This is a genomic window from Staphylococcus sp. B1(2026) (genome assembly GCF_058895785.1).
Window position 1 is genome coordinate 1 of the sequence record NZ_JBZXTS010000039.1, and the last position, 12,108, is coordinate 12,108.

Here is a 12,108-nt window from a genome sequence, read left to right on the forward strand (position 1 = left end):
TCGCATTTAATTTTACAACCTATCAATTAATAAAAATAAAAATAAAATTGCAAATACATACATTAACGGGTGTATTTCTTTAAATTTTAATTGTACTAATTTTAAAATAGGATAAGAAATAAATCCTACAGCAATACCATCGGCAATTGATCCAGTTAAAGGCATTGCTAAAATTGTAATAAATGCTGGAAAAGCTTCATCAATCGTTCCCCATTTAATATTTGAAACAGCACCCATCATCAAACTTCCGACAATAATTAACGCTGGAGAAGTGATAGCTGGAATACTTGATAATGTTGAAGCAATAGGTGCAAAAAACAATGTAATCATAAATAGAATAGCTACAACGACTGCTGTTAAACCACTTCTACCACCTGCTGCAACCCCAGCACTTGATTCTACATATGCTGATGTTGGTGATGTACCAAACATAGCACCAATTGTAGAAGCCACAGAGTCTGCTAAAAACGCTTGTTTTGCACGCTGTACTTTACCATTTTTTATTAAGCCTGCTGATTCTAATACTCCTAATAATGTACCTGTTGTATCAAATAAAGTTACTAAAAAGAAAGCAAAGGCAGCACTATATAATCCACCTTGAATCACATCTTGTACTGCTGATACTGGATTATAGACAATTAAACCTTCTGGTAATGATGGCATTTGAAAAAAGCCATCAAATTTCAAATCACCTATGATAAATGAAATGATTGCTGTGGTAATCATTCCAATAAATAAAGCACCTGGTATATTTAACGCCATTAAAATTAATGTAATTGCTAGACCAATTAGAGTCATGTAAGCGATATGATCTTTTAAATTACCTAGTCCAATAATTGTTGCTTCATTAGCCACTACAAGATGTGCTGATTTCAAACCAATAAAAGCAATAAATAAACCTATCCCTGCTGTAATACCATACTTCAGATTTTCTGGTATCGCATCTATTAACTTTTCACGTAATACCGTGAATGATAATAAAAAGAAAATAATTGATGCTACAAATACTGCTGATAAAATTGATTGATATGTTGCACCTGTTATTGTAACTGTTGCAGCAAAATAAGCATTTAATCCCATACCTGGTGCAACAGCTATAGGTAATTTAGCCACTAACCCCATTAATAATGTTCCAACTACACTAGCAATAATTGTTGCTGTAAATACTTGTGGAAATGGGATACCTACTGACGATAAGATCACTGGATTAACTATAACAATGTAGACCATCGTTAAAAATGTCGTTAAACCTGCATTGATTTCTTTTCCAATAGTTGTATTTAATTTTGACAACTCAAACATAAAAACCTCCATTTAAATTAAATAAATAATTGTGACCTATCTATCATAAATCTTCTACTAAATTATTTCAAGTTTTTTTATGAACTTTAAACAATATTTTAAAATAAATAGATGTCAAAACCGTACATTTGTAACCTAATGAAATTATAGTCTTCAATATATTATTTATTTTACAAACTTTTTTTAAAATTCTTGACCTGCATTTAAAGTAATGTCTGTTTTTCCAAAAAAATTAATTGATGTAATGATAATCTGTTGAATTGCTTGTGTCATAAGACTTAGAGACATACTAGGTAGAGAAGGTTTATCTACAACCTGTTCAGGTAAATAAGGTATATGTACAAATCCACCTTTAATATTCGGAAATTCACTTTCAATCATATACATTAATTGATATAAAATATGATTACAAACAAAAGTTCCGGCACTATTTGATATTACCACTGGAATATGATGTTGTTGTAATGCTTGATAAATGGCTTTAATTGGTAATGTTGTAAAATAAGCTGTTGCACCATGTTCTTGAATTTTTCTATCTATTGGTTGTTGTTGTTCATTATCAGGTATTCTAGCATCATCTAAATTAATCGCTATTCGCTCTATTGCTATATGGGCTATCCCACCTGCTTGACCTAAACAGATTACAATATCTGGCTGATGCTCAATAATAGTTGCTTTTAATAAATTGGCACTTTTAATAAAGACCGTTGGTAAAATCACTTTAATAACTTCTGCTTGTTGGATAGAGTGTGGTAATTCATTTAAGACTAAACTCGATGGATTTAATAGATCTTCTCCAAATTTATCAAAGCCTGTGATTAAAATTTTCATATGTAATCTCCTAATTTATAGTAAAACGTAGACATCAACTTAATTTAAGTTTTTGTCTACGCTAATTAACATTATTTATGATAGTGTAAAATAATATTTAACATTTGCTCGTATACTTGCTGGCGCGTAATATAATTATTAGTTAGTATACCTAGCGCACCATTTTTTGAACGTATATCTTGCATACCGCTATAATCATCAATTAATTGTGCTAGTTCAACACCTTGTTTTAGAGGTTCAGCAAAACTTTTCGGTAGTTCAATACCTACGCCTTGTACACTATATGATTGACCAGAGCGCATTGCCACTACAGCCCATTGAATAACATAAGGTTGATCAACAATAATATCTACACCAGCTTCAAAAGCAATCGCCATATCTATGGTATTATCTTGCTTTAAGGCATACTGCGTTCTATTTTTAGCACCTTGCAATGTTTCATGGTGACCAAAAGGTTGTACCGCAACATTAGATGGACAATCCATTGCAATAATATGACTATGTTTTAACACTTTTTTAACAGCACCAATTTTCACTGGATTCATTGAACAAACAATAATATTATTTCCCATATTTTAATTCTTCTATTTTATCGTGTGTTAATTGAGGTATAAGTTCTGACAATAATTTTCTCGCTGTATAAAAATCATCTAAGTGTAATAAAGCTGTATGTGTATGTATATATCTTGCACAAACTCCTAATACAGCTGTAGGAATACCTAAATGTTGTTGATGAATCACACCTGCATCAGTACCACCTGGTGATACATAATACTGATAAGCAATATCATGTTGGTGACAAGTCTCTAGCAATAAATCACGAAATTCTGGCTTTAAAATCATAGTACGATCATAAATTCTAATTAAAGCACCTTTTCCACTTTGTCCCATAGCATTCTCACCACCTAACATATCATTAGCTGGTGAAGCATCAACTACAATAGCAATATCTGGCTGAATTAAATTTGTTGCAGCTGCTGCTCCTCTTAATCCTACTTCTTCTTGTACAGTCGCACCACTATATAAATGACAAGGTAAATCAGTATCCTCAAATATTGATAATGCTTCTAATGCTAATGCACAACCATAACGATTATCTATTGCTTTAGCTAATATCTTTTTACCGTCTGGTGTAAATGTTAAATTAGCTTCAGGTACCATCATATCTCCTGGTTGAATACCCCATTGTTCAACTTGTTGTGCGTCATCTGCACCAATATCTAATAACATGTCCGGTATTTTAACTGCTGCTGATTGTTGTCCTCTTAAAAAATGTGTAGGTACTGATGAGACAACACCAGTGATTTCTTTTCCTTCTCTTGTCATTACAACAAAACGTTGCGATAATAAGATGTCATCTCTCCAACCACCAACAGGTTCAAATTTCAACATTCCGTTAGATGTAATTTGAGTAATCATAAAGCCAACTTCATCCATGTGTCCTACAACTAATACCTTCGGTGCATCTTCTTTTTCAGCATATTTAACACCAAAAATCCCGCCCATATTATCATAAATAATTTCATCAGCTACTGATAATAATTGTGATTTCATATAATTTCTTACACGATATTCAAAACCAGATGGACCATATAATTGCGTTAAATCGCATAACCTTTGTAAACCTCTTTCCATAATTTCTCCTATTCTACAATATTAAATTCTACAATAGCACCTGTTTGTGCATCTGCAGTAAATGCGTATTCATATTCTTTAGTCGTCAATCCACCTACATAAACTTGTTGTTGGTGATATAATTGTGGTTCTGCTTGAATCCATGAACCTGTTACATTTTCTACTCTTGACTTCATTTCTTCTAACACAATATCTGCATTAATATATTTTTCTTTTTTTAACATATAATAAGTGATGCCTGCACCTAATAATGATGCAATAGCACCAAATAAAACAAATCTTGTTGATTTTTTCATCGTAAATTCTCCTAAATTAATTGATTAACTTTATTATAATACACTATATACAATTTAACCACCTAAACAAAAAATAAATAGTGTCAACTTTTTGTTGGTGCCTTCTCATACTACCGCACTTCGCTTGCTACATCTGTGAAAAAAAGCACATTTTTTCACAGGTATAGTCTTTGTTTTAACTTAATAATCTATAATACCTTCTTGCATTCGCTGTTTTACTGTGCGTTAACGCTGATAAATGACCGTGTCTGGCATCATCTTTTTTCTTACTATTTTTTACAACACGTTGTGTCACTCTCTCTATTTTCTTAGATTTTCGTTTTTTTACTTTTTACCAATTAAATATATTTTAACTCATAAACTCTTATCTTAGCTATACTTTCTGCATTAACTTCGCTCAAACCTAATAGACGTGACTACTACTAAATACATGACTTACGTGTCCTTCAACACCACATTGTACATAATCTATTTCTTTTTGTCTCTATATTTCTTCACAAATGATTAAACAAATACGTTTGCATTTGTTGTATTTGTTTTCTCTAGCTATCACTTACTGTTTTATCTAAAAGTCTTGGTTTGGGTATACTAATATAGACAGATAAGATAAGGGCGTTATAATTAAAAAAACAACATCAGGAGAAAGTATCATGTCAAATAGAAAAAAACGTCGTCACTTTACATCAGATTTTAAAAATCAAATCGTTAAATTGTATCAAAGTGGTAAACCTAAAATAGAATTAATTAGAGAATACGAGTTAACACCAAGTGCTTTAGATCGTTGGATTAAACAAGCCACACAAACAGGTTCTTTTAAACATAAAGATAATTTATCAGATACAGATAAAGAATTGATTACCTTACGTAAAAGAAATAAACAATTAGAAATGGAGAACGATATTTTAAAGCAAGCGGCGCTGATAATGAGACGAAAAGGCTAGTCATTCAACAGAATGCACATAAATACTCAATATCAGCGATGTGTAAAGCTTTAAATATGAGTCGCTCAACTTACTATTATCAAGCTACAGAAAAACAAAGTGAATATATTTTAGAAAATAAAATTATTGAAGCCTTTGAATCAGGAAAAAAGAACTATGGCGCATTAAAAAATAGTATTTAAATAAAAGTATATAATTATATCACTCCCCTTATACTTTTTGTTCAAACAAATGTTAATAATTCACATCAACACTTTAATTTATAGAACCAAATAAATATGTCTTCAATAACAACATATCGAAGACATATTTGTAACATTATTTTATTTCGTGTAAAATAACACCTTGCACAACTCTATTAACTTTGCCATCAGGACTCGGATTATCTGGTGTAATGTCTAAATATAATGAATTTTTCAATGATAATAATTGTCCAAATACTAATTCTAATAATACTGTTGCAACAATATCATTTTGAGTTGCTTTTGGTAATGCAATATTCATTTGTTGCTCTTTTGGTGATGCTTCGAAATGACCAATAGTAACAATAGGGTTCTTTAAATCATTACCAATAATTTCATCAACAATATCTTGATCATATAATTTTGTATATTTATTTGCTGCACCTAAAATAATCATTAAAGTTTGCGGATGCATTAAAGATTTAGGTCCATGTCTAAAACCCATGACACTTTCATAATACGCATCAGTTTTACCAGCACTTAATTCTAAAATTTTTAATGAAATTTCATGAGCTAAACCTAATAATGGTCCTGATCCAATGTAAAATACACGATTATAATTATTCGCTTCTACAATCATATTTGTATACTTTTCAAAGACAGGTAACATTTCATCAAAATATATTTTTAATTGTTCAAAATATGCAAGTGTGAATTGTTCTTCAGAAGAAAATAGCATAACTGCAGCTAAAAACATTGATGATACACTGCTTGTCATAGCAAAACCTTTATCATTTGTTTGATGTGGTAGTAAATAAGCATCTTCTCTTTCATTTGTTTGACTACGTAAATACAATTGACCTTCTTGATTGCATGTAATATGAATACAGTACATTTCATCGATAAAATGTGATAATACATCAATCGCACCAATACTTTCTGGACTGTTTCCACTACGTGCAAAGGACACGACAATTGTTGGTTCATTTTTAATACATGATTGTGGGTACGCAACAATATCTGTCGTTGGTATTGAAATAAAGTCCATATTTTTATACGGTGATATTTCACGAATTGTTGCTGTTACCATATCTCCAATAAAAGCAGAGCTCCCCGCACCTAAAAAGATAACACGTTGATATCCAGATGCTTCAATTTTTTCCAATAATTTTTGCTTGATCGAGACTGATTGTTCGAAAACTGTCTTCCATATTGCACCTTGTTGTTTAATTTCATTAACTGTATTTATTGCTTGTTTTTCTATTAATTGTTTTTCTGTTAATCCAAACACATGCTCACCTCATAATTTTTTGTTATGTTCTAGTTTCATATAAAAGTCTTTATTATTCACAATAGTTAAAGTATACTCAACAACAATATCTTGATGATAAGCAACACGCTTAATTAATATAGCAGATTTTCTTGATTTACTTTGTAAAAATTCAGCTTCTTTATCATTTAATAGTGTACAAGAAAATTCTTCTACTGCTCGTTCTACTTCAAGTTGATAATCTTTAGCAAAAATATCGTACATAGAATGTTGCTCTAATTTCTTTGCCGTTAGATTGGGAAATAATTTTTTAGGTAAATAAGATAATTCATACATTTTCGGTTGATGATCTACATATCTTAAACGTACAAATTTAATAATTTCTTCATCTAGAGATAAATTTAAAATTTCAGCAATTTCTTGATTGGCTGGAACAATACTAAAATCTGCAACACTTGTCGTTGGTTTTTGCCCTTGTTTTTTAGCATTCTCACTAAAACTAAATACAGCTAGAGTATGATTTTTTTTATTATTATTGAGTATAAAATTTCCTTTACCATGTTGTTTTATTATATATTTTCTTTGTTCTAGTTCTTTTAAAGCTTGTCGAATTGTAATACGACTCACTTGATAAATATCACAAAGTTCTCTTTCAGTAGGTAATTTACTACCTACTGGATATTCATTGTGATGAATTCCTTTAATAATTAAATCCATTAGTTGTACATATAAAGGTACATGACTATTCCTATCGATAATATTTTGCATATCATTGCTCCCATTCTTATAATCTGTATTATTATATTATCAATTGTGAAGCAAATAGGCAATATGTCACTATATCCTAATTTATACTATTCTTCATCATCATCAGACATCTTTGATAATAATTCTTTAACATTTACAATACTTTCACGACCACTCTCTACATAATTGATAGATTGTCCTAACATTTGTTCATTAACAAACGCAATTAACATACCTAAATTTAAACCTGTATAAATTTCTATATCGGGATATTCATTCACAAATGACAAAGCGACATTACAGGGTGTTCCACCTAATAAATCAGCAAAAATGACAATTTTTTCTGAATATTGAGAAATAATCTCTGCTAATTTAGCTTTAAAATCTTCTGGCCCTTCTTGTGGTTCTAACGTAACTGTATACACATTTTGTAAAGGTCCCATAATCATTTCTATGCTTTGTTTAATACCTTTTGCAAAATTACCGTGTGAAATTAAAATTAAAGTTTTCATTTATTGTTTCCTCCTATAATTCAATATAAATAGGTTTATCTACTAGTTCAAGTGTTGTTGGCGCTAATTTATCAGTATCAAACACAATAATTTCATTAACACCTTGTTGCAATAAACTATATGGAACAAATAGATAAGCAATCGGGCCGACATTATTAAAACGCCCTATATTAAAACCATTAATAAAAATAACACCTTTTCCTAAATTTCGACAATCTATAAATGTATCATTTTGCGGTATTTCATCAATATATATATGATATTGATAAAAATTAGGTGTATTTTCTTTCGCTTCACCCGTAAAATCTATTTGATTAATATTGTCTAAAGATAGTGCATAATGTTGCCACATTTTATGAAAATGTAAATCAAACATCACACCTGAACGAATACCTTTTCTTTGAGTAGGTGACCATAATCTCGAACCATAACTTGCTCTCCCCATATTTTCACATAAAATATCTATAGTATATTGTGAATTTGGTGTATCAAGCATAATATCATCACCAATTTCATGCTGATATTGTGTTGTAATATAGTTCTGATTTTGAAAAACATTTACGCGATCCAAACCATCGATAATACGCATTTTTAATGTATCTGTATTTTGAGTATCCACTCTTGTTCGATATAGTACATAACCATATGGACTATTTAATTCTTCCATCGTTAATGTGTTATTATCTTGAATTGGCACTGCTAAGCGCTCTAAAGTATTAAATAATGAAACACTATTAATCAATTTTGCTTGTCCATAAGATTGTTGTATAGGTATTATTGGCTCTAACTTATTTTGATTTTGTGAATAAGGTGCTAGTACTTCTCTTAATTGATAATATTTTTCAGTAGGTACGCCCCATTCAGTTAAAGGTGCGTCATAATCATATGACGTCACTTGTGGTAAATCTGTATTTTTTCTATTAGATGCACTATTCATAAATCCAAAATTTGTTCCACCTATAAACATATAAAAATTAAGACTAGCTCTTTCGACTAATATCTTTGTTTCCTTAGCTAGATCAATTGGATCACGCTTAATAATTTGCTCTCCCCATCTATTAAACCAACCATCCCAAAATTCCATACACATAAGTGGATATTTTTTATCATGCATTTTGAAAAATTGTTCCAAATTATCTAAATGCTCTTTTGTTCTAGAACCAAAATTACCAGTTGGCAAAACATTCTCTTCAATTAAAGAACCCGCTTGTAAACATTGATACCATGAACCGTCAGAAGTAAATAATGGCACTGTCACACCATTATTTATCATGATTTCTTTAATCGCTCGCAAATAATCTTTATCCATATTAAATGATCCGTACTCATTTTCAATTTGCATCATTAAAATAGGACCACCTCGATCAATTTGTAACGGTGTAACTAGCGGTAATAATTGTTTATAATATTTCTCTACTTTTTCTAAAAATAGTGATTGCGTTGTTCTTACTTTCATTCCTGGATAATTTAATAGCCAGGCTGGTAACCCACCAAATTCCCATTCAGCACAAATATAATGTGACGGTCTTAAAATAACATATAAATCTAATTCTTTAGCTAATTTAATAAATGCTACAAGATCCAACTCATCGGAAAATTTATATACATTTTCTTTTTGTTCGTGCATATTCCACGGTACATACGTCTCTACTGTATTACATCCCATTGCTTTCAAATTATGTAATGTTCGCTTCCAATGTGAAGGCACAATTCTAAAGTAATGAACGGCGCCTGATATAATTTTAAAAGGATGCCCATTTAATAAAAATGTTTCTTTAACTTCAAATACTGACATAACTTCTCACTTTCTTTTCATTCATAAAGCGATAAACAAATATATGAATGTATTTATTTATCGCTTTAATCTGATTAATTATATTTATTTACCAATAATGCCTAAACTCGATAATAAAATGGCTACAAATAATACAATAAATATTGCTCTAGTAGAGTTCATATTTTTACGACCTAATAACCAATAAATAGATACGACAACACATAGTGGCACTAAACGTGGTAAAATCATATCTAATTTATCTTGAATATTGATTGTTAAGCCACCAATATTTTTAGTATAAATAATTTTTGTATTAACCATTGTTGCCGATAACGCACCTACTACAAATACACCCAATAACGTAGCAGCATTTGTTAATGCATTTAATTTATGATGCATTTTAGTTACTAAAACAACACCTTCACGATAAGCTATTTTTAATTGTGCCCATCTGAAACCCATTGAAATGATAGAAACAATCATCCATAATATAATACCAGTAGAACTGCCTTGTTTTGCTAAACTTGCTGCAATCGCACCCATAATAGCTGGAACTAAAGAACCAAAAATAGCATCACCAATTGAAGCAAATGATCCCATTAATCCTGATTTGATACCAGCCACGGTATCTTTTGAGTTAATTCCTTCATTTTCTTCAATTGCCAAATCTATCCCTGTTATAATGGTATTAAAGAATGGACTTGTATTAAAAAATTGATTATGCATTATCATCATTTCTCTTAGTTCTTCTGTATTATCACCATACATTTTACGTAATTGAGGTAATATCATCCACAAATAACCTGAACTTTGCATACGTTCATAATTCCATCCCAATTGATTAAAGAACAAATTTCTTATATTAATTTGACGAAAATCTGCATCCGTCAATTTATAATTAAATTTCGTCGCCATCGATTTCATCCCTTTCATTAATAGCTTGTTCTTGTGGCAAATTATTTTGATGGACAATGATTGATTTTTTGTATTCAATCATTGCTAATGATACACCAATCAATGCAACCGCCAACATTGGTAAACCTGTAAAACTAGTTACAAAATCAATATTAGCTGCTGATGACAACGCTGATACTTGAGCACCAATAGAAACAATATTACCATATACTGTTGATAGTAACGCTGTTAGAATAAATCCTAATACTAAGTATGCAAAATGGCGTTTAACTGGTAAATATCTTAATAAAATCGCAAACCCTACAGCAGGTAATAATGCACCAGCTGTGGCAAGTCCTGTACTTAACCATGCCATACGATTATTTATAAATTCTACAATCTGATTGACATATTCTCCACCAAATTTCAGAGCTAAAAATACAGGAATCGCACGAGATAGTCCCCAAGGTAGCGCACCTAATAAATAATTAATCGTAATTTGTTGATAGTGATGATTTTCAATATTTTTATCAATTCTATGAACAAAAAATGTATTAGCAAAACGAGCAACAATATCAAATTGTATTAACAAACTAGCGACCGGTACTGCAATTGCTGCAATTGCTATTTCTGGATCCATCTTATAACCAACAGCAAATGCCGTTGCTAAAACGGTTCCTGAATTAGCATCAATTCTAGATGCCCCACCAAATGTCCCAACTCCTAAAATTACTAATTGTAAGCTACCACCTATATATAGACCTGTCGTGACATCTCCCATAATTAATCCTGAAATAAACCCTGCAAAAACAGGAGAGCCTGCACTAGATACAATCGTTAACTCATCTAGTATCTGATAAAATGCATATAACGATAATAAAACAATTTGCCATATTTCAATCATTATAGTTCCCCTTTGTACATAAAAGCTACATTAATAATTTCAAAAAATCACTTTCAGGATCATTAGGTACCATTTGTGATGTTAATTTAACACCTTTATCATTTAATATTTTAAAAATTTCAATATCTTGAGACGTTACACCTATCGACTTAGTAATTTGTTTTGTTTCATCTGTTGTAGACATATTCCCAACATTAATGTGTTTTATTTCAACACCATGTTCTATCAATCTCAGAAACATTTCTGGCTTTCTTGCGACTATAAATAATTTTTGAGAATCATATTTACCAGCTTTAATATTATTTGCTGCTTTCTCAATAGGTAAAACACTTAAATTTATACCTGCCGGACACGCCAGTTTAAGCCCTGCTTTTTCGATATCATTTGTTGCAACTTCATCATCAATTACCATAATACGTGTTACATTTAATGAAGTCGTCCAAAGATTTGCTACCTGCCCATGAATTAATCGTCCATCAATACGACAATGTGTAATTGCCATTTTATAATTCCTCCTTTATATTTATACTCACACATAAGTATTAACCAAGTGTTTATATGTGGTATTATTTGTTACTTTTTCATTATACCGTTCTAACACCATTTTGTAAAGCGTTTTCAATTTTTTTATACTATTTTTCCAGTGAAATCGAACATTTTTGACAAAAAAACAGAAATCTTGATATCTATACTATTGTTGTCTTTTAAGTTAGCCAAACCATTCTATAATTTACTTTATTCTCGTGTCTTAAATTTTGATATTCCCAAACTCAGAAGAAAAGGTAAATCTAAAAACAAAGGAAACAAGAGGCAAATT

The 12,108-nt window shown here is 30.6% G+C and carries 12 protein-coding genes and 1 pseudogene; 1 reads left to right on the plus strand and 12 read right to left on the minus strand.

Annotated elements, in window-relative coordinates:
- Positions 1-12: 12 nt before the first annotated feature.
- The 5 genes from AC5EAH_RS06440 to AC5EAH_RS06460 all read right to left on the minus strand — a co-directional run bounded on the left by AC5EAH_RS06440 (position 13) and on the right by AC5EAH_RS06460 (position 4,064).
- Positions 13-1,302, minus strand: a complete 1,290-nt coding sequence (locus AC5EAH_RS06440) for an NCS2 family permease (RefSeq protein WP_493493953.1) — start codon at positions 1,300-1,302, stop codon at positions 13-15.
- Between the two features lie 183 nt (positions 1,303-1,485).
- Positions 1,486-2,133, minus strand: coding sequence for a pyroglutamyl-peptidase I (gene pcp, locus AC5EAH_RS06445; RefSeq protein ID WP_493493954.1), 648 nt, complete (start codon positions 2,131-2,133; stop codon positions 1,486-1,488).
- Between the two features lie 71 nt (positions 2,134-2,204).
- Positions 2,205-2,705 (minus strand): DUF84 family protein, encoded by a 501-nt coding sequence (locus AC5EAH_RS06450; protein ID WP_493493955.1) that lies wholly within the window; start codon positions 2,703-2,705, stop codon positions 2,205-2,207.
- Positions 2,695-3,768, minus strand: coding sequence for a M42 family metallopeptidase (locus AC5EAH_RS06455; protein WP_493493956.1), 1,074 nt, complete (start codon positions 3,766-3,768; stop codon positions 2,695-2,697). Before AC5EAH_RS06455 ends, AC5EAH_RS06450 begins: the two co-directional genes overlap by 11 nt.
- A gap of 8 nt (positions 3,769-3,776) precedes the next feature.
- On the minus strand, positions 3,777-4,064 hold the full coding sequence (locus tag AC5EAH_RS06460; RefSeq protein ID WP_493493957.1) for a hypothetical protein: 288 nt from the start codon (positions 4,062-4,064) through the stop codon (positions 3,777-3,779).
- Positions 4,065-4,714: 650 nt separating this feature from the next.
- Here AC5EAH_RS06460 and AC5EAH_RS06465 point away from each other — a divergent pair.
- A pseudogene (locus AC5EAH_RS06465) lies at positions 4,715-5,184 on the plus strand (transposase); the annotation flags it as partial.
- 139 nt (positions 5,185-5,323) lie between these two features.
- Here the strand turns inward: AC5EAH_RS06465 and AC5EAH_RS06470 are convergent.
- The 7 genes from AC5EAH_RS06470 to AC5EAH_RS06500 all read right to left on the minus strand — a co-directional run bounded on the left by AC5EAH_RS06470 (position 5,324) and on the right by AC5EAH_RS06500 (position 11,793).
- The gene (locus tag AC5EAH_RS06470) at positions 5,324-6,478 is read right to left on the minus strand and encodes an AgaS family sugar isomerase (RefSeq protein WP_493493958.1); all 1,155 of its coding nucleotides are present in this window, start codon (positions 6,476-6,478) and stop codon (positions 5,324-5,326) included.
- 9 nt (positions 6,479-6,487) lie between these two features.
- Positions 6,488-7,225: a GntR family transcriptional regulator gene (locus AC5EAH_RS06475; RefSeq protein WP_493493959.1), complete on the minus strand. Its 738-nt coding sequence runs from the start codon at positions 7,223-7,225 to the stop codon at positions 6,488-6,490.
- A gap of 86 nt (positions 7,226-7,311) precedes the next feature.
- Positions 7,312-7,716, minus strand: coding sequence for a PTS sugar transporter subunit IIA (locus AC5EAH_RS06480; protein ID WP_493493960.1), 405 nt, complete (start codon positions 7,714-7,716; stop codon positions 7,312-7,314).
- A 13-nt stretch (positions 7,717-7,729) separates the two neighbouring features.
- On the minus strand, positions 7,730-9,511 hold the full coding sequence (locus tag AC5EAH_RS06485) for a glycoside hydrolase family 35 protein (protein ID WP_493493961.1): 1,782 nt from the start codon (positions 9,509-9,511) through the stop codon (positions 7,730-7,732).
- A gap of 84 nt (positions 9,512-9,595) precedes the next feature.
- Positions 9,596-10,408, minus strand: a complete 813-nt coding sequence (locus AC5EAH_RS06490) for a PTS system mannose/fructose/sorbose family transporter subunit IID (protein ID WP_493493962.1) — start codon at positions 10,406-10,408, stop codon at positions 9,596-9,598.
- Complete coding sequence (locus AC5EAH_RS06495) at positions 10,392-11,291, minus strand: PTS mannose/fructose/sorbose/N-acetylgalactosamine transporter subunit IIC (protein WP_493493963.1); 900 nt, start codon at positions 11,289-11,291, stop codon at positions 10,392-10,394. The genes AC5EAH_RS06490 and AC5EAH_RS06495 overlap by 17 nt, the downstream gene beginning before the upstream one ends.
- A gap of 25 nt (positions 11,292-11,316) precedes the next feature.
- Complete coding sequence (locus AC5EAH_RS06500; protein WP_493493964.1) at positions 11,317-11,793, minus strand: PTS sugar transporter subunit IIB; 477 nt, start codon at positions 11,791-11,793, stop codon at positions 11,317-11,319.
- Between the last annotated feature and the right edge of the window lie 315 nt (positions 11,794-12,108).